At 76.9% G+C, this 18867-nt stretch carries 13 protein-coding genes; 6 read left to right on the plus strand and 7 right to left on the minus strand.

Annotation, left to right across the window (positions count from 1 at the left end):
- Window positions 1-113 precede the first annotated feature (113 nt).
- Complete coding sequence (gene gcvT, locus ABZ452_RS06825; protein ID WP_357939702.1) at window positions 114-1244, plus strand: glycine cleavage system aminomethyltransferase GcvT; 1131 nt, start codon at window positions 114-116, stop codon at window positions 1242-1244.
- Between the two features lie 85 nt (window positions 1245-1329).
- Here the strand turns inward: gcvT and ABZ452_RS06830 are convergent, their stop codons facing one another.
- The 4 genes from ABZ452_RS06830 to ABZ452_RS06845 form a co-directional block, all read right to left on the minus strand.
- Window positions 1330-2619 carry a DUF2314 domain-containing protein gene (locus ABZ452_RS06830; RefSeq protein ID WP_357939704.1) on the minus strand — a complete coding sequence of 430 codons (1290 nt, stop codon included), beginning with the start codon at window positions 2617-2619 and terminating at the stop codon, window positions 1330-1332.
- Between the two features lie 65 nt (window positions 2620-2684).
- Complete coding sequence (locus ABZ452_RS06835; RefSeq protein ID WP_357939706.1) at window positions 2685-3458, minus strand: adenosylcobinamide-GDP ribazoletransferase; 774 nt, start codon at window positions 3456-3458, stop codon at window positions 2685-2687.
- Window positions 3448-5562: a bifunctional adenosylcobinamide kinase/adenosylcobinamide-phosphate guanylyltransferase gene (locus ABZ452_RS06840; RefSeq protein ID WP_357939708.1), complete on the minus strand. Its 2115-nt coding sequence runs from the start codon at window positions 5560-5562 to the stop codon at window positions 3448-3450. The genes ABZ452_RS06835 and ABZ452_RS06840 overlap by 11 nt, the downstream gene beginning before the upstream one ends.
- Before the next feature lie 48 nt (window positions 5563-5610).
- Window positions 5611-7776, minus strand: a complete 2166-nt coding sequence (locus tag ABZ452_RS06845; RefSeq protein ID WP_357939710.1) for a protein kinase — start codon at window positions 7774-7776, stop codon at window positions 5611-5613.
- 124 nt (window positions 7777-7900) lie between these two features.
- Here ABZ452_RS06845 and ABZ452_RS06850 point away from each other — a divergent pair, with 124 nt between their 5' ends.
- Both ABZ452_RS06850 and ABZ452_RS06855 read left to right on the plus strand, forming a co-directional pair.
- On the plus strand, window positions 7901-8101 hold the full coding sequence (locus ABZ452_RS06850; protein ID WP_357939713.1) for a hypothetical protein: 201 nt from the start codon (window positions 7901-7903) through the stop codon (window positions 8099-8101).
- The gene (locus ABZ452_RS06855; RefSeq protein WP_357939715.1) at window positions 8098-8895 is read left to right on the plus strand and encodes a site-2 protease family protein; all 798 of its coding nucleotides are present in this window, start codon (window positions 8098-8100) and stop codon (window positions 8893-8895) included. Before ABZ452_RS06850 ends, ABZ452_RS06855 begins: the two co-directional genes overlap by 4 nt.
- Before the next feature lie 105 nt (window positions 8896-9000).
- On the opposite strand, the gene ABZ452_RS06860 is transcribed toward ABZ452_RS06855, so the two are convergent.
- The 3 genes from ABZ452_RS06860 to ABZ452_RS06870 form a co-directional block, all read right to left on the minus strand.
- On the minus strand, window positions 9001-9999 hold the full coding sequence (locus tag ABZ452_RS06860; RefSeq protein ID WP_357939717.1) for an aldo/keto reductase family protein: 999 nt from the start codon (window positions 9997-9999) through the stop codon (window positions 9001-9003).
- A gap of 77 nt (window positions 10000-10076) precedes the next feature.
- Window positions 10077-11873, minus strand: coding sequence for a WG repeat-containing protein (locus ABZ452_RS06865; RefSeq protein ID WP_357940056.1), 1797 nt, complete (start codon window positions 11871-11873; stop codon window positions 10077-10079).
- Between the two features lie 1000 nt (window positions 11874-12873).
- Window positions 12874-14133, minus strand: a complete 1260-nt coding sequence (locus ABZ452_RS06870; RefSeq protein ID WP_357940058.1) for a pentapeptide repeat-containing protein — start codon at window positions 14131-14133, stop codon at window positions 12874-12876.
- 2230 nt (window positions 14134-16363) lie between these two features.
- Between ABZ452_RS06870 and ABZ452_RS06875 the strand changes: the two genes are divergently transcribed.
- From ABZ452_RS06875 to ABZ452_RS06885, 3 genes are read left to right on the plus strand one after another with little or no spacing between them, the layout of a single operon-like run.
- On the plus strand, window positions 16364-17092 hold the full coding sequence (locus ABZ452_RS06875; protein WP_357939719.1) for an ABC-2 family transporter protein: 729 nt from the start codon (window positions 16364-16366) through the stop codon (window positions 17090-17092).
- A complete protein-coding gene (locus tag ABZ452_RS06880) occupies window positions 17085-17894 on the plus strand; it encodes an ABC-2 family transporter protein (protein ID WP_357939721.1) in 810 nt (269 codons plus the stop codon). The genes ABZ452_RS06875 and ABZ452_RS06880 overlap by 8 nt, the downstream gene beginning before the upstream one ends.
- The gene (locus ABZ452_RS06885; protein WP_357939723.1) at window positions 17891-18859 is read left to right on the plus strand and encodes an ATP-binding cassette domain-containing protein; all 969 of its coding nucleotides are present in this window, start codon (window positions 17891-17893) and stop codon (window positions 18857-18859) included. Before ABZ452_RS06880 ends, ABZ452_RS06885 begins: the two co-directional genes overlap by 4 nt.
- Window positions 18860-18867: the final 8 nt, after the last annotated feature.

An 18867-nucleotide genomic window follows, 5' to 3' on the forward strand; every position in this document is an offset into this window, starting at 1 on the left:
TGCGTGGCTGTCCCGCCGATGGGCGCAGGCGGGACGTCCCGCCTGCACCCGATGGCGAACAGGCGGTCCCGCCGATGCTAACCAGCCGGTCACGGGCCGGTAAGTTCGCACCCATGACCGAGGTGACCTCCGACGCCGCCGCGACCCGGCTGCGCCGTTCCCCGTTGCACGAGCGGCACACCGCGCTCGGCGCCAAGTTCGCCCCCTTCGGGGGATGGGAGATGCCGCTGGAGTACGCCGGCGGCGGGGTGCTCAAGGAGCACACCGCCGTGCGTACCGGGGTGGGCGTCTTCGACGTCTCGCACCTCGGCAAGGCCCGTGTCACCGGGCCGGGCGCCGCGGACTTCGTCAACTCCTGCCTGTCCAACGACCTCGGTCGGATCGCCCCCGGCAAGGCCCAGTACACGCTCTGCTGTGACGACGCCACCGGCGGCGTGGTGGACGACATCATCGCCTACCTGTACGCCGGCGACCACGTCTTCCTGGTGCCGAACGCGGCGAACACCGCCGAGGTGGTCGCCCGGTTGCGCGCCGCCGCGCCCGACGGCGTGATCGTCACCGACGAGCACGAGGCGTACGCGGTGCTCGCGGTCCAGGGGCCGCGCTCGGCGGAGCTGTTGGACGCGCTCGGCCTGCCCACCGGGCACGACTACATGAGCTTCTCGGCCGCCTCGCTGAACGGCGTCGACCTGACCGTCTGCCGCACCGGCTACACGGGCGAACTCGGCTACGAGCTGGTCGTGCCGGCCGGCGACGCGCTCGCCGTCTGGGACGCGCTGTTCGCCGCCGGCGAGGCGGAGGAGCTGCGCGCCTGCGGCCTGGCCGCCCGGGACACGCTGCGCACCGAGATGGGGTACCCGCTGCACGGGCAGGACCTCTCCCTGGACATCACGCCGGTGCAGGCCCGCTCGGGCTGGGCGGTGGGCTGGGACAAGCCGGCCTTCTGGGGCCGCGACGTGCTGCGGGCCGAGAAGGCCGCCGGCCCCGCCCGCACCCTGCGCGGTCTGGAGGCGGTCGACCGGGCCATCCCGCGCCCCGGCATGGCCGTCTACGCCGGCGACAAGCAGGTCGGCACGGTCACCAGCGGCACGTTCAGCCCGACGAAGAAGCAGGGCATCGCCCTGGCCCTGGTCGACACCGACCCGAAACTCCCGGACGGCGAGGTGCTGGAGGTCGACATCCGCGGCCGCCGCGCCCAGATGCGCCTGACCCGCCCACCCTTCGTGGAGCCTTCGGTCCGCTGACCGCTCCTCGAACGATCATGAAGTTGGCGGCACTCAGGGAGATCGAGATCGCCGCCAACTTCATGATCGACGGGGACGGGACGGCTCAGTCCGTGGGGGGTTCGCCGGCGTCGAGGACGGCCTGGGTCCAGCCGCCCTCGATGACGCCGGTGCCGTCCAGCACGGCCCAGTCGACGACGTCGGAGGCCTCCACCACGACGGGGGCGCCGATCCGGACCGTGGGGTCGCCGGCGGCGTCGCTGGCGCTCGCGCCCACGATCCGCTCCGGGGTGTCCCACGAGGTCACCCCGGCCCAGACGTACTCCGGGCCGTCGTCGCCCGGCAGCCCGTACTTGACCACGAGCTGGCTCTCGGTGGGGAGCAGGCCGGCCAGGAAGCGGGCCCGGATGTCGTCGAGCGCGGCCCGGGCGGTGGCGACGGCCCGGCTCATCGCGTCGCCGGAGCGCGCGTACCGGACGTCGGGCTGGATGCCGTTGAACAGGGTCGCGCAGGCGGCGGCGAAGTAACGGCCGGGCGGGCCCGGGTGCCCCGGCGGCGGGTTGAGGGTGAGGAACGAGTCGGCGTCCGGGTCGGTCGCCGGGTCCAGCTCCAGCCGCAGCAGCACGGGTGCCGTCGCGCCGTGCTGCTCCGGATTGCCGTACGCCACCGCGATGTCGTGCCCGGTCACCGTGGCCAGCACCGGGAGCTGCACGAACGCCGGCACCTCCTCGCCGGACAGCCCGTCGGTCCAGTCCCGCAGGAGACGGCGGGCGGCCCCGGTCATCACCGCGCCCCACGCCCGGGTGAGGTGATCCGGCACACCCTGCGCCTGCAGCTCCAGCAGCCCGAAGCGGCGCAGCCCCTTGGTGGTGAACCAGAGCCCGTCGGCGTCCGACGAGTAGGGCACCAGCACCCAGTCGACCAGCCGGATCCGGCCCTGGGCGTCGGGGAGGGACCGCAGCGCGGCGGCCGGGTCGAGGAACTGGAGCCCGAAGACGTCCACGACGTCCCCGTCGACCGTCTCGGCGACCGCCGCGGCCACCGCCCGGGCCGCCCACTCGTGCGCCGGCGGCCAGCCCGGCCGGTATTCGGCCTGCACCACCACGAGGTGCGTGGCGGCGGCCAGCCGGGCCAGCTGCGGCTCGGTCGCCCCGAACGCGGTGAGCAGGTCCGGCGGAAGCTCCGGGAACTCGCTGACCGGCCGGGTGTCCACGGTCATCAGCGGGCTGTCCAGCATCTGCCGGGCCAGCCCGTGCACCGGCTCGGCGAGCCGGCCGGCCAGCCGCTCCACGGCGGTCTTCGGGCTCACCTTCGGCAGGCCGACGATCGGCACCAGGTAGGTCGCGTCCAGCGACTCGGGCACCGGTACGGGCAGAAAATCGTCCGTGATGAGCATGCCGTCCCCCTCGACCGCGCCGGTGCACCTCGCCTCAGAACGCTACCCGCCCGGACGGGTGGCGCTCAGGCGGACAGCACCAGTCCCAGGTAGGACAGCGTGGTGACGATCTCCACGAGGGCGCCGAGCACGTCGCCGGTGATCCCGCCGAGCCGGCGTACCAGGTGCCGGAGCAGCCCGGCCGCGACGGCGAGCGCGGCCAGCACGGCGAGCGGCCCCTGCCACGGGCGGCCGGGCACCGCCGGCACGGCCAGCAGCGCCACGGCGGCCGTGCCGGCCACCAGCGCGACCGGCCCCACCGTGCCGGCCACCAGCGCGCCCAGGCCCTCCGGGCGGGCGGCGGGCACCCCGCGCCGGCAGGCCAGCGCGACACCCAGCCGGCCGGCCGCCGTGGCGGCGACCACCGCCGCGAGCGCCGCCGGCCGGGACCGCCCGGCCAGGTCCGCGAGCACGGCGGTCTGGAGCAGGAGTACGAGCACCAGGGCGACCACGCCGAACGGTCCGACGTCCGGCTTCTTCATGATCTCCAGCGCGGCCGGCCCACGGCGGTAGGAGCCGACCGCGTCCACCGTGTCGGCCAGCCCGTCCAGGTGCAGCCCCCGCGTGAGCAGCGCGCCCAGCCCGACGGTCACCCCGGCGGCGACCAGCGGGGGAGCGACCGCCGCGGCGAGCAGCAGCACCGCCCCGAGGAGCGCCCCGAGCAGCGCACCGACCACCGGGGCCAGCGCCATGGCGACGCCGGCCGCGGCCCGGTCCACCCGACCGGCGCGCACCGGCGCCGTGGTGAAGGTGGTGAGCGCCAGCCGGATCCCGTCGCCGAACCGGACCTCAGTCGGCACGTCGGCCGGGCGCGACCGGCTCGTCCGGCCCGATCGTGGTGGGGCCCGGTCCGGCCGGCTCCGGCTCGCTGAAGTCCGGTTCGGGCTCCGTGCTGGCCGGTCCGGGGCCGGCGGGCTCGGGCTCGGTGAAGTCCGGTTCGGGCTCGGCGCTGGCCGGTCCGGGGCCGCCGGGCACCGGCTCGGTGACGTCCAGCTCGGGCTCCGTGCTGGCCGGTCCGGGGCCGGCCGGCCCCGGCTCGGTGAAGTCCGGTTCGGGCTCCGTGCTGGCCGGTCCAGGGCCGGCCGGCTCCGGCTCGGTGAAGTCCTCGTCGTCCCCGCCGCCGAGGGCCGGGTGCACGGGCAGGCCGGCGGCGAGCGACAGGGCCGAGCGCAGCAGCGGCAGGGCGGCCAGCGCGGTCGCTCCCTCGCCAAGGTCGAGCCGGAGGTCCAGCAGCGGGGTCAGGCCCAGCACGTCGGCGGCGAGCCGCACACCGGGCCGGCCGCCGTGGTCGGGCAGCAGGCACCAGTGCCGGGCCTGCCCGGCCAGGTCGCGGCTGACCATGCCGGCGGCCACCCCGACCGGACCGTCCAGCAGCACCGGGACGCGCCGGGCGGTCGCGCCGAGCAGCACGCCGGTGGCCACCGCCACGTCGCCGCCGCCCAGCTCGGCGAGCACGTCCTTGGCCTCCCGGGCGGAGCGCCGGGTGCGGTGCAGCGCGTCCCGGACGGCGGCGCAGCGGACCATCCAGGCGGCGTCGTCGAACTCGCCGTGCTCCGTCACCACCCGGCCGAGCACCGCCGGGGGTTCCGCGCCGGCCGTGGCCGCCAGCACCGCCGCGGCGGCCGTCTCGGTGCCGGCCCCGCACGCCGCGAGCACCAGCAGTTGTACGCCCGCGTCGGCGGCCTGCTCGGCGAGCCGCCAGCCGTAGCGCAGGGCCGCCTCGACCTCCTCGCCGGTGAGCGCCGGCCCCTCCTCGATGGGTGCGGAGGTGGGCGTCTCCACCACCTGGAGGCTCGCGCCGTTCTCGGCGGCCAGCCGGGCGAGGGGTCCCTTGCCGGCGCGCGCCTGCCGGGCGCGGCGGGCCGACTCGCCGGGCACCGCGCCGGCCGACGCCCCGCCCTCGTGGTCGCCGTGCAGCAGCAGCACCCGCACCGCACCCCACGGCGTCGGGGTCGCGGTGCCCTGGGTGGCGGCGGCGAAGCCGACCACCCGCTCCAGCACGCCGAGGCCGGCGCCGGGGATGTCCAGGGTGGCGAGCCGGTCGACCGCCTGCGGGCCGGTGTAGTCGTCGGGCATCGGCAGTTCCATGCCGGGCTGGATGACCAGGCCGGTCGCGACCATCGGCAGCGCCATGGTGGGCGCGGCCCAGTCGGCCGGGCCGGCCGCCGCGGCCGGGGCCGGAGCCGGGGTGGGCGCCACGGTCGGGGTGAGCACCTCGGGCAGCGCCTCGTCGGGCACGTCCGTCACCGGCCGGGCGCTCGCCGCCGTCAACTCCGGCGCGCCCGCCTGTGCGGGGCCGCCCTGTGCGGGAACGGCGTGTGCGGGAACGGCGTGCGCCGGGACGGTCGCGGGTGCGGCGGCCGGCTTCAGCCAGGCGGTCTGCCCGGCCACCACCAGGGCGACGGCGTCGCACGCCTCGGCCACCGCGCGGTTGGTCGCGCCCAGCGCGTCGGTGAACGCCCGGCCCAGCGGCGTGGTGGGCACCAGGGACAGCCCCACCTCCGGGCTGACCAGCACCAACCGGGCGGCGCTGGCCCGGACCGCCGCGGCCAGCTCCGCGATGGTGGCCGTGTCGTCCGCCGGCTGGTGCGCCGGATCGAGCAGCACGGTCACCCAGCCGCCCAGGTCGTCCACGAGCAGCGTCTCGTTCGGCCCGGCCGCCGCGATCACCGCGGCCAGGCGGCCGGGGTCGGCGGCGGTCTCCTCGGTGGTCCAGCTACCCGGCCGGCGGGCGCGGTGCGCCGCGAGGCGGGTCGCCCACTCGGTGTCCTCCGGGTCCCCTGCGGGTGCGGTGGCCACATACCGGACCGTGGGCGCGTCGGCGACCACCGACTCGGCGAACTCCGACTTGCCCGAGCGGATACCGCCGAGCACCAGGAGGGTGTTCCACCCGTCTACGGACATGCCCGTACCTTAAGGCCGCCCGGCGGGTCGCCGCCCGCCGCCCCGGTGTCAGTCGCAGTGCTCGAACGGGCTGGCGTAGCTGGCCCCGCCCGCCGACCCGCCCCACTTCACGCAGACCCCGGCGGCGGTGGCCCGCACCGGCCCGGCGTAGTACTGGTAGGCCCCGCTCTCGGTGTGCCGCGCCTTGCCCTTCACCTCCAGGTACGCGGTCACCGTGGTGGCCCGCCCGACATCGGTGTCCTTGAGGGTGACCACGCAGTTGGCGCTGCTCGCGGTGCTGTAGAGCAGGTAGACCCGCCCCTTGCGCACCCCGCCGGCGGTCAGGGTCGCCGAGTCGATCACCTGGTAGCCGCTGCCGCACGCCTGCGCCGCCGTGTACGGGTTGGGTTTCTGCGGGGCGGCCGTGCTCCCGGTCGGCCCGGGCGCGCCGGTGGTCGGCGCCGGGTCACCGGCCGACGGGCTGCCGCCGCCCGCCGCCGGGCGGCTCGGCGTGGCCGACGGCGACCGGCTCGGCCGCCCGGTACGGCTCGGCGTCGGCTCCGCACCGACGCTGGCGCCGGCCTCGGCCGACGCCTCCGACTGCCCGGGGTCGGCGACCGCGGACTCCCCGGTCAGCGCGGCCGGGCGCTGCCCCGGGTCCGTGTCGTCGGGGTAGCGCAGCACCGCCACGACCACGGCGGTCACCACGGCGACCAGCACCACGCCGGCCGCACCGGCCAGCGCCAGTGCCCGGCCGCGGCCCCGCCGCTCCGCCGGCTCCTCCAGCGTCGGCGGCACGCCCGAACCGGCGTGCCGGTCCCGCAGCGACCCGTGGCCGGGCTGTCCGCCCGGGTGCGCTACACCGACCGACCACACCGGCCCCGGCGCGGAACCCTGCCCGGGAGCGCCGAGGCCCGGACCGGGAGCGCCGGGGACGGGCCCGGGGGCGCCGGGGACGGGCCCAGGGGCGCCGGGAACGGGACCAGGGGTGCCTGGGACGGGCCTGGAAGCGCCGAAGCCCGGACTGGGAGCGGCGGAGGCGTGCCCGGGGGCCGGAAACGGACCGGGCGGCGTGGTGGGCGCGGCCGGGACAGAGCCGGCGGGGGACAGCGGCGCGGCCGGGACAGGGCCGGCGGGGGACAGCGGCGCGGCGGCGACTGGGCCGGCGGGGGACAGCGGCGCCGCCGGGAACGCCGCGGGCGACTGACCGGCCGGCGGCTGGGCGGCCGACGGCTGGCTGGCAGGGGACTGGCCGGCGGGCGAGTGACCGGCCGGCGGCTGGCCGGCGGAGGGCGTTGCCCCGGGCGGGCCCGGGGTGGGCGCGGGCGCCGGCAGGACGGCCGCGCCCGGCACGGCGGGACCCGCGACCGCCCACGGCGGGCGGGGCGGGGCGGGGAGCCGGGCCAGGGTGGCGTCCCGGGCGTCCTGGGCGGCCTCGGCCAGGGCGAGCGCGCTCGGGAACCGGTCGGCCGGACGCTTCGCCAGCGCGCGGCCGACCACCTCGACCACCGCCGGCGGCGTGCCCACCAGCGGCGGTGGCTCGTCCTGGACGTGCCGCATGGCCACCTGGAGCGGGTTGTCGCCCTCGAAGGGCGGCCGCCCGGCCAGGCAGTAGTAGGCGACGGCGCCGAGCGCGTAGACGTCGGTCACCGGCGACACCGGCTGGCCGGCGGCCTGCTCCGGCGACATGTACGAGGCGGTGCCCAGCACCATGTGCGCGGCCGTGATGCCCGCCATGGTGGTGGCGCGGGCGATGCCGAAGTCGACCAGCACCACGGTGCCGTCCCGCTTGACCAGCAGGTTCCCGGGCTTCACGTCCCGGTGGACGATCCCGGCGAGGTGGGCGGCGTGCAGCGCGTGCGCGGCCTGCCCCACCACGGACATGGTGGACGCCGGGTCGAGCCGGCCGGCGCGCCGGATCCAGGTGACCAGCGGCTCGCCGTCGACGTACTCCATCACGAGGTAGCTGACCTGGCTGCCGTCGGCGAGGGTCGCCGAGCCGAAGTCGTGGACCTGCACGATGCCGGGGTGCCGCAGCGCGGCCAGCATCCGGGCCTCGGCGTGGAAGCGGGTGGTGAACTCGGGATCGGCGACCAGCGAAGGCAGCAGCACCTTCACCGCGACCTCGCGGCCCAGCAGGGTGTCGGTGCACTTCCAGACGGCCCCCATGCCGCCCGTCGCGATGCGTTCGCCCAGCCGATAGCGATCGCTGAGCACCACTCCTTGAGTCAGCACCGAGCCACCGTACCGGTCGGGGCGTTGGGCATGATCCATGTGGCGGCCGGGCCGTCCCGCGTCCGGCCGACTAGGCTTGCGGGGGTTTCCGTCCCAGGGCGACGGCGGCGAGGGGAGACGCGGCATGGCGTGGAGCTGGCGGTACGAGGGCACGAACGGCACTTCGGTCGACGGGCCGGGTGAGTCGTTCCCCAGCCAGGCGGACGCCGAGTCGTGGATCGGCCAGGCCTGGCGGGAGCTCGCGGCGTCCGGCGTCACCTCCGTCGCGCTCCTGGAGGACGACCGGGTGGAATACCGGATGAGCCTGCTGCCCCCGGCCGAATGACCGGCTACGACCGCCCGCGCGACCCGCTGGTGCTCGGGGTGCCCCGGGCGGCGTTCCGGCCCAGCGCGATCTTCCTCGCCCTGGTCGCGATCTTCGTGGCCAGCGGGGTGATGACCTGGAACGGGTTCGGCAGCGTCCGGTTCGACGTCTTCCTCTTCGTGGTCTCCGGCTGGCTGATCTCGCTCTGCCTGCACGAGTACGCGCACGCCGTGGTCGCGTACCGGGCCGGGGACCGGGACATCGCGCACCGCGGCTACCTGACGTTGAACCCGCTGAAGTACACGCACCCGCTGCTGTCCATCGTGCTGCCGGTGGTCGTGGTGCTGCTCGGCGGCATCGGCCTGCCCGGCGGCGCGGTGTGGGTCGACCGGCACGCCATCCCGGGCCGGCTGCGGCACACCCTGGTCAGCCTGGCCGGGCCGGCCACCAACGTGCTGTTCACCCTGGTGCTGGTGCTGGCCGTGCGGGTCGGCAGCGAGATCGGCGGCCCGCTGGAGTTCTGGGCCGGCGTGGGGCTGCTCGCGTTCCTCCAGCTCACCGCCAGCGTGCTCAACCTGCTGCCGGTGCCGGGCCTGGACGGCGGCAACATGATCGAGCCGTGGCTGTCCCCGCAGTACCGGCGGATGTACGGCCTGTTCGCCCCGTACGGCTTCATCCTGCTGTTCGCGCTGCTGTGGAGCCCGCGGATCAACGGGTGGTTCTTCAGCGCCGTCTTCTCCGTCGGCGACCTGCTCGGCCTGCCGCCCCAGCTCTACGGCCTCGGGTGGCACCTCATCCGGTTCTGGGAGGGCTGATCCTCCGCCGCCGGGAGCCGCCGCGCAGCGGCGGGGTGCTCCCGGCCGTGCGTACCTCCGCGGGGTCCCGGGCCGGCGCGGAGGCCGCGCCGGCCCGGGAGAGCGTCACGGACGCTGCGCCGGGCTCTCGGTCTTCGCCGGGTCCCGCTCGGTGACCGGCTCGACGATCTCGTCGATCGCCTTGAGCAGGTCGGCGTCGAGCTTCACGCCCGCCGCCTTCACGTTGTCGTGCACCTGCTCCGGCCGGGACGCGCCGACGATCGCCGAGGCCACGTTCGGGTTCTGGAGCACCCAGGCGACGGCGAGCTGCGGCATGGTCAGCCCGGCCTGCTCGGCCAGGGGCTTGAGCCGCTGCACCCGGGTGAGCACGTCGTCGGTCATGAACCGGGCGATGAACCCGGCGCCCGACTTTTCGTCGGTGGCGCGGGAACCGGCCGGCGGCGGCTGGCCCGGCAGGTACTTGCCGGAGAGCACGCCCTGGGCCATCGGCGACCAGACGATCTGGCCGACGCCCAGCTCCTCGCTGGTGGGGATGACCTCGGCCTCGATGACCCGCCACAGCATCGAGTACTGCGGCTGGTTGGAGACCAGGGGGACGCGCAGCTCGCGGGCGAGCCCGTGCGCCTCCCGGATCTGGGACGCCTTCCACTCGGAGACGCCGATGTAGTGCGCCTTGCCGGAGTGCACGATGTCGGCGAACGCCTCCATCGTCTCCTCCAGAGGGGTGCTGTAGTCGTAGCGGTGGGCCTGGTAGAGGTCGACGTAGTCGGTCTGCAGGCGGCGCAGCGAGCCGTTGATCGACTCCATGATGTGCTTGCGGGACAGGCCCCGGTCGTTGCGGCCCGGCCCGGTCGGCCAGAACACCTTGGTGAAGATCTCCAGCCCCTCGCGCCGCTCGCCCTTGAGCGCGCGGCCGAGCACCTCCTCGGCCTTCGTGCCGGCGTAGACGTCGGCGGTGTCGAAGGTGGTGATGCCGGTGTCCAGGGCGGCCCGCACGCAGCCGGTCGCCGCCTCCTCCTCGACCTGCGACCCGTGGGTGATCCAGTTGCCGTACGAGATCTCGCTGACCAGTAGGCCCGAGCGGCCTAGGTGTCGGAATTCCATGCCCCGACCCTAGACCTGCCCGATCATGGTCGGCGTGCGGCGCGACGGGGTGTGACGCTCAGCCGGGCGGCAGTGTCTCAGAGCACCGGGCTGGTGTCGGCGAGCAGCCGTTCGATCTCCACGACCACGGCGGCCCGGCCCGGGTGCACCAGGTCGATCAGCAGATCACCCCGCCGGTCCAGCGCACCCCACCGGCCCGACTCGTCGCCCACCAGGAAGGCCACCGGGTGCACCACCAGCGACGGGTACGCCGGCGACACCAGCACCCGCCCGGTCCGGTCCACCACACCCCGGCGACCGGCCAGCTCCACCACGGCCAGACCGTCCTCGGTGAAGCCGTCCACGTGCCGGCCGTCGGCCAGCGACGTGGTGAGACCGTGGTACCGGGTCGGCACCACCACCTGGCCGGTCCGGTCCACCGCGCCCCAGCCGCCGTTCTGCCGCACCGCCGCCAGGCCGCCCCGGAACGCCCGGACGTCCTCGTAGCCCGGCGGGATCTTCACGATGTTGGTCCGGTCCACCGCCATCCACCGGCCCTTGCCGTCCATCGACACCCAGGCCAGCCCCTCCGAGAACGAGCCCACCGCCCGGTAGCCGTTGTTCGCCTCGATCAGCGCCGCGCCGGCCGTGTCGATCAGCGCCCAGCGGGACGCCTCCGGGCGGCGTACCCACGCCAGGCCCTCGCGGAACGGCTGCACCTCGGCGTACCGGTGGCCGATGACCAGCTCACCCTCGGCGTCCGCGTACCCCCAGAGCTCCTGCTCCTCGTCGAACGTGGGCACCGGGTGCCGCTCGCCGCCGAGCAGCGTCTCCCGGCTGCGCGGCTTCGGCCCGAAGCCGCCGGTCGCGGCCCGCTCAGCGACCGCGTCCAACGCCAGCGTGGTCCGCGCGTTCAGCTCACCGTCGTCACCCTGGCGCAGGTCCAGCGCCCGCTCGAAGTGCAGGCACGCCTCGGTCAGCCGGCCCTGGTCGTAGCAGGAGCGGCCGGCGTGCTCGTGCAGCACCGCGCGCAGCCGGTCCGGCAGCTCCGGCGAGTTGGCCTCCGCGAAGAGCCGGTCCGCCTCCGCGTGCTCGCCCCGCCAGCGCAACGCCTCGGCCAGCCGGGCGCGGGCCAGCGCGGTCCGCCGCAACTCACCGGTGGCCTCCGCGTACGTGAGGGCGAGCCGCGCGTCGGCCACGGCGTCGTCCAGCTCGCCGAGGATCCGGGACGCCACCGACCGCAGGCTGAGCAGCCGGGCGCGGCTGCGGTTGTCCAGCGCGCTGCCGAGCTTGGTCGTGAGCCCGTCCCGGATCTCCCGCAGCGCCGCCGGGTCGGGGGCCTCCTCGCGGAGGGTCTCCGGGTGCAGCCGCCAGCGGACGGCGGACAGCGCCTGCTCCGGGTCGGCCGGGCGGGCCTCCCGCCGTTCGATGTCGGCGGCCGCCTCCTCGTCGGGCGCCTCCTGGTCGGGCTCTTCCTCGTCAGGCCCTTCCTCGGCGGTCGAGCCGGCGGTCGGGGCGAGTGGAGCATCCTCGGCCGGGACGGGATCGGGGGACGTCCCGGCGGGGGTGGCCTGCGCCGGTACCTGCGCCTCCGGCGCACCCGGGACGGGATCTGGCCGGTCGGTGGTGGGGCTCGGCTCCTGCGGTGTCGCGGCGGCCTCCCGCGACGCGGCTGCCGGTGCCGCGCCCTCCTCCGCCGGTTCCGCCTGTGCCGGGACCCCGGTCTGCTCCGGTGCGCGCGGTGCGGGTGTCCCCTGTGCCGGCACGCCGGTCTGCTCCGGTGCGCGCGGCGCGGGTGCCGCCTGTGCCGGCGCCCCGGTCTGCTCCGGAGTCCGCGGTGACGGAGCCGGGGTGACGCTGGAGGGCGTGGCCTCCTGGAGGGTCTCCGCCGGCATGGCGGCGTCGATCGGCGGACGCGGTGCGGGGGCCGCCGACGTGCCTTCGCTGGCCGTCCGTGCCGGTGTTGCGGCGCCGGTGGGCTGCCCGGACGGTACTGCCGGGGCGGACGGGCCGGCGGCGGGCGTGGCGTCGTGTGGCGCGGGCGCTGCCGAGACAGGTGCGGCGGTGCTTGGCGTGGGCGTTGCCGGGGCCGTGTCGGGGTTCGCCGCAGGCGTTGCCGAGATGGGCGCGGCGTCGTGTGGCGCGGGCGTCGCCGAGACGGGTGCGGCGGTGCTTGGCGTGGGCGTTGCCGGGGCTGGCGTGCCGGGGTTCGCCGCAGGCGTTGCCGGGACGGGCCCGGGCGGGGCCGGTGTGGGTCTGGCGGCGAGCCGTGCGTCGGTGCCGGACTGCTCGGCAACCGGTGGCGTCCACGGCGCCGGAGCGGGTCGGTCCGGGGCGGTGGCTGTGGACGGTGCCGCGGTGGTGGTGGACCCGGGCGCGCCGGACCGAGGCGCGGCGGGCGCCGGTTCCGGCTGCGCCGGGACGTCGGTCACCGGCTCGGGCGGGCCGGAGACGGGCCGGGCGTCGGATGTACGGCCGGCGGTGCCCGAGCCGACCGGGGCGGGGGCGGGTTCCGTCGACCGCTCGACCGCCGGATCCGAATCGGCCCGGACGTCGAGAGCGGGGGCCGACCGCTCGCTGCGGGGTGCGGCTGCCTCTGGGCGGAGCGCCACCCGAGGCTCGGGCGCGGCGCTGACTGGCTGCCGGTCCGCCGGGTCGGCGGCGTGGCTGTGGTCGACGGGGAGACCGGTCGGTGGCGCGCTGACCGGCCCTACGACCGGCGGATCGATCGGACCGGCCGCGGGGGACGACGCCGGCGCATCCGCGTGCGCGGGATCGGACGCCCCCGCCGGAGCGGCCGGCGACACCGGCTCGCTCCCCCGGAACCAGGCCTCCGCGTCGCCGTCCGCCGGTTCGGCCGGCCGCGTCGCCGCCCGGTCGGCGACCTCGCTGAATTCACCGTTCGCGTCGGGAGCGTCCGGCGTGGACGCGAGGTCGCCCGCGTGCGGCGAACCCGGGCCGGTCGGCGTCGTCTCGGGGCGCTCGTCCGTCGGCCGGCCGGCCCGAGCGGGCGTGGTCGGACCGGCGGTGCTGCCCGGCCGGGTGCCCTCGGCGGGCAGGGTCGGGCTGACGGCCGTGCCCTCGGCGGGCCGGGTCGGGCTGACGGGGTGCTCCGGCCGGCCGACTCCCGGCCCCGGGTAGGCGGGTGGGGCGGGCCGGGCCGCGGTGGCCGCTGCCGGCGCGTCGAGAGGCCGAGCCTGCGGTGAGGTGGCGGTCCCGGCACCGTCCGCTGCCGGCTGCTTCGTGGGATAGCTGGGTGGGGCCGACACCGGCCGGTCGAACCGATCGCCCGGTCGCTCGCCCGGGCCGGTGGGCCGGCCCGAGCCGGGCGCACCTGAGGTGGGCGCGCCGGAGGTGGGCGCGCCGGAGGTGGGCGCGCCGGAGGTGGGCGCGCCGGAGGTGGGCGCGCCGGACGTGGGAGCCCCTGAGACCGGTGCCCCGGAAACGGGTGGGCCCGACACGGGCGGCCCGGACACCGGCCGTCCAGACCCGGGCGTCCCGAAGGCCGGCGGCGCGGAGACGGGTACTCCCGACGCGGGCATGCCGGAGACCGGTGCGCCGGCAACCGGTGTGCCCGAGACCGGCGTGGCCGGCAGGGGTGCGTCCGAGACCGGCGTGGCCGGCAGGGGTGTCTGAGAGACCGGCATGGCCGGCAGCGGCGCGTCCGAGATCGGCGTGGCGGGCAGCGGTGCGCCGGAGATCGGCGTGGCGGGTAGCGGCGCGTCCGAGATCGGCGTGGCGGGCAACGGTGCGCCCGAAATGGGCTCCGCCCGGCGTGGATCCGGTCGGGCCGCCGGCTCCACCGGCGGGCGCCGGACGTCGTCCGGCCGGGTCGGTGGGGCCGGCATGGCCGGCTGGCGCCGCTCGTCCGGCCGCGCCGGTGGCAGGGGCCGCTCGCGGGCATCGTCGGGGCGCGGCGGAGGCGGCGCCATCGGCCGGTCCGTCCGCTCCCCGGGGCGGGCCGGGGCGGCCGGCATGGCCGCCTCGCGTGGCTGGTCCGGTCGGGCACCGGGCTGGGGCTGCGGCCTGATCTCGTCGGGGCGCACCGGCCGGTCCCGCAGGTCCTCGGGACGAGCACGCGCGGCCGGCTCGACCGGCGGTCGCCAACCGTCGCCCGGGCGGGCCGGCCCGGGCTCGCCCGGCCGCCCCTGCCACCCGTCCGGCCGCGGCCGGAACTCCGGCCGGGGTCCGGCCGAGTCAGGCCGGGGTCCGACCGAGTCAGGCCGGGATCCGACCGACTCCGGTCGAGGTCCGACCGGGTCAGGCCGGTTTCCGACCGAGTCAGGTCGAGGCCCGACCGCATCCGGCCGAGGACCGATGGATTCCGCTCGCGGCCCGACCGACTCGGGCCGGGGCCCGACCGACTCGGGCCGGGGCCCGACGGACTCGGGTCGGGGCCCGACGGACTCGGGGCGCGGACCGGTGAATTCCGGCCGGGGACGAACCGGCCCGGGCCGGCCGTCCACCGGTTCCGGGCGACGACGGGCCGGCTGCGGCCGGGCGCCGACGCCGTCGGGCAGCGGGCTGCCCGACTCGGGGCGGCGACCGTCGTAGCGGGCCGCCTCGTCCACCGGGCGGCCGGGGCGGCCGTCCGGGCCGGGCCGGTCGACCGTCGGGCGGTGCCGCTCGTCGGGCCGGTACGCGGCCGGCTCGGTGCGCGGTCGCCGCTCGACGACCGGCCACTCTCCGTGGTGCGGGCGGGCGCGGTCGCCCGGAGGGCGCTGACCCTCCCGGCGCTCCTCCGGCCGGAAGGCGGCGGGACGCGACTCGCCGTACCGGCCCGGCTCGGCGCGGTACGGGTCCGCCGGCCGGCGCCCGGCCTCGGGCGCCTCCCGGTACGTCTCGGCCCGCGCGGCCGCCTCCCGGCGCGGCGGTCCGTCATGAGCCCGGTCCGGCTCCCGCCGCGGCGGTCCGTCGTAGCCCCGACCCGGCTCGCCACGCGGCGGCCCGTCGAGACGAGGATCGCCCGGCTGGCGGAAGTCCGGGCTCCGGTCCGGGCGGGCCGCACCGGCGTCGCGGCGGCCGGCGAATCCCTCGTCCCCCCGACCGCGCATGTCCTGGTCGCGCCGCTCCGGACGCCCGGGGTCGGTCTCCCGCCGGCCCGCCCGCCCGTCGAACGCCGGATCCCGCGGCCCGTCGAACGCCGGATCACGCCGCCCGTCGAACGCCGGATCCCGCCGGCCCTCGAAGGCCGCCTCACGGCGGTCGTCGTACCCCGCCTCACGGCGGTCGTCGAATCCCGGCTCGCGTCGGCCCTCGAACGCCCGGTCCCGCCGGCCGTCGAACGCCGGTTCGCGGCGGTCCACCGGGCCGGCCGCGGGTGCGCGACGCTGCTCCGGTCGGCCCGATCGCGGCGGCGCGTGGTGCGGGTGCTCCTCCGGCTCCGGCATCCAGCCGGGCTCCGCGGCGGGGGAGACCGGCCGGTGCGGCGCCGTCCCGCGCGCCGACTCGGGCCGCACCCACCGCTGGTCGAACCGGTCGCCCGGCACGACGCGCCGGGGACCGTCCTCCGGCCGCCGCCCGTCCCCGCCCGGCCGCCCGCCGCGCCGACCGTCGAGGTCGTCCGGCCCGGCAGGGCTGACCGGGTACGCGCCGCGTCGCCGATCGAGGTCGTCGGGTGCCGCCGGGCTGACGGGGTACGTGCCGCGGCGCCGGTCGAGGTCGTCGGGCCCGGCGGGGCTGACGGGGTACGTGCCGCGTCGGCGGTCGAGGTCGTCGGGTCCCGCCGGGCTGACCGGGTACGTGCCGCGGCGCCGGTCGAGGTCGTCGGGCGCCGCCGGGCTGACGGGGTACGCGCCGCGGCGCCGGTCGAGGTCGTCGGGTCCGGCGGGGCTGACCGGGTACACGCCGCGTCGGCGGTCGTCGTCCGGTCCCGCCGGGCTGACCGGGTATGCCTCCTCGCCCCCGGGTGCCGGGCTGACCGGGTGCACCTCGGCCCGGCCGACCGCCGAGGCCCGGCCACGCGGCGCGGGCGGGGTCAGGTATTCCAGCCCGATGTCGCCCGGGTAGCGCTGCCCGGGGAACTGCGGACGCCACTCGTGGGTGGGTTCGGCCGCCCAGGAGGGCTCGGCCAGCTCGCGCCAGCGGTCCCAGCCGCTCATCGGGGGACCCTGTCGCCGCCCGCGCGGCGCGGCCCCGGGGCCGGCTCGCGTCGCTCGCTCACGGCGATGTCACCTCGTTGGAAATTGTCGCGCTGGGCGCCCTTCGTGCCGGTAGAGTCGCCCGGTCCAGCACGTCGTGGCTGCGGAAGGAGGGTAGCGGCGTGGGCTCTGTCACCGCCACTGTGGCACCGCCCACGGATCCAAACGTTACCCGATGGTTTCGGACATTCGGCGCGATAGCCGCCGCCGGTTTCCGGCGTCACGCCACCTACCGGCAGGCCGCCGTGGCGGGGGTCGTCACCAACACGGTCTTCGGCTTCCTGCGCTGCTACATCTTCCTCGCGGTGGCCGGTGCGGCCGGCACGGTGGCCGGCTACGACCGCGCCCGGCTCGGCACCTTCGTCTGGGCCGGGCAGGGGCTGCTCGCGGTGATCGCGATCTGGGGCTGGACCGAGCTGGCCGACCGGATCCGGACCGGGGAGATCGCCGCCGACCTGCTCCGCCCGGTGCACCCGGTGACCAGCTACCTCGCCACGGACCTGGGCCGGGCCGGGTACGCCTCGCTGGCCCGGCTGCTGCCGCCGGTGGTGATCGGCCCGTTCTTCTTCGAGGTCTACCTGCCCCGGCACTGGGCCACCCTGCCGCTGTTCGGGCTCTCCGTGCTGCTCGCCGTGGTGGCCTGCTTCGCCTGCCGCTACCTGGTCAACGCCACCGCGTACTGGTTGCAGGACGTCCGCGGGCCGCTGATCCTCTGGACGCTGGGCTCCGGCGTGCTCGCCGGCCTCTACTTCCCGCTCGGCTTCCTCCCGGGCTGGCTGGAGGCCACGCTCCGGTACACCACCCCGTTCCCCAGCCTGTTGCAGATCCCGCTGGACGTGCTGGTCGAGCGGGAGCCGATGCCGACCGAGCTCGGCCTGGTCGGGCTCCAGCTCGGCTGGGCGGTGCTGCTGCTGGCGCTCTGCCGGCTGGTGCAGCGCCGGGCCGAGCACCGGCTGGTGGTCCAGGGTGGCTGAGCCGGGGAGGCTGCGGGCGTACCGGGCGCTGCTCGGGGCGCAGGCCCGGTCGCAGGCGGCGTACCGGACCTCGTTCGTGGTGGACCTGGTCGGCAACATGGGCGCCACCGTGTTCGACGTGATGACCGTGCTGGTGCTCTTCGGGGTCACCCGGGAGCTGGGCGGGTTCACGCTTCGGGAGACGCTGGTGGTCGTCGGCCTGTCGTCGTGTGCGTTCGCCACCGCCGACCTGCTGGTCGGCAACATCGAGCGGCTGCCCCGGTACGTCCGCACCGGGCTCTTCGACGCGGTGCTGGTCCGGCCGCTGGCCGCGCTGCCCCAGCTGCTGCTCATGGACCTGCCGCTGCGCAAGGTCTCCCGGGCGGTCTTCGGGCTGGCGGTGCTGGTGTTCGCGCTCGCCTCGGCCGGCATCGAGTGGACGCCGGGCCGGGTGGCGCTGGCCCTGGTCGCCCCGCCGGCCGCGGTGGTCTTCTTTGCCGCGGTCTTCGTCACCACCGCCACGGTGTCGTTCTACTGGATCGACTCGGGGGAGCTGGCCAACTCGGTCACCTACGGCGGGCGCGACTTCACCTCGTACCCGGTCACCGTCTACGGCGGCTGGTTCCGCGCGCTCTTCGCGTACGGGCTGGGTTTCGCCTTCGTCAGCTACCACCCGGCGCTGGCGCTGCTGGGCCGGGCCGACCCGTTGGGCCTGCCGCCCTGGGTCGGCTGGGCCTCGCCCGGCGTCGCGCTTGTCGCCGCGGCGGTCGCCGCCGTGGCGTGGCGCGTCGGGATCCGTCACTACCGGAGTACGGGGTCATGAACGTCATCGAGATGGACGGGCTGCGCAAGGAGTTCACCGTGCGGGTGAAGGCCGGGCGGCTGCGCCGGGAGAAGCGGACGGTCGCCGCGGTCGACGGGGTGGACCTGCGGGTGGAGCGGGGCGAGATGCTCGGCTACATCGGCCCGAACGGCGCCGGCAAGTCCACGACGCTGAAGATGCTCACCGGGGTGCTGACGCCCTCGGCGGGACGGGCCCGGGTCTGCGGGCTGCGGCCGGTGGCCGACCGGACCCGCCTGGCGCTGCGCATCGGCGTGGTCTTCGGGCAGCGTTCGCAGCTCTGGTGGGACCTGCCGCTGCGGGACTCGTTCGCGCTGCTGCGGCACGTCTACCGGGTGGCGCCCGGCGAGCACGCGGCCCGGCTGGCCCGCTGCCGGAGCCTGCTCGACCTGGACGAGTTCCTGGACACCCCGGTCCGGCAGCTCTCCCTGGGCCAGCGGATGCGCGGCGAGTTGACCGCCGCCCTGCTGCACGGCCCCGAGGTGCTCTTCCTGGACGAGCCGACCATCGGGCTGGACGTGGTGAGCAAGCAGGCGGTCCGCGGCTTCCTGGCGGAGCTGGGCCGGGCCGGCGACACCACGCTGGTGCTCACCACCCACGACCTGGCCGACATCGAGCGGCTCTGCCGGCGCCTGGTGGTGATCGACCACGGGCGGGTGGTGCACGACGGGTCGATCGCCGCCCTGCACAGCCGGTACGGCTCCCGCCGGATGGTGGTCGCCGAGCTGGACGCCGCGCTGCCCGCGCCGCCGGTGCTGCCGGGTGCGCCGGTGCAGCGGGTGGAGGCGGACGGGCGCCGGCTGGTCTTCGCGTTGGAGTCGGCCAGCGTCGCCGAGGTGGTGGCCGGGCTGGCCGGCCTCGCCACGCTGCGGGACATCTCGATCGTGGAGCCGGACATCGAGGAGGTCGTGGCGCGGCTCTACCGCGCGCCGGCCGAGGTGGGCTGAGCGCCCGC

It is taken from the genome of Micromonospora sp. NPDC005707 (assembly GCF_040631005.1).
Classification (GTDB): domain Bacteria; phylum Actinomycetota; class Actinomycetes; order Mycobacteriales; family Micromonosporaceae; genus Micromonospora.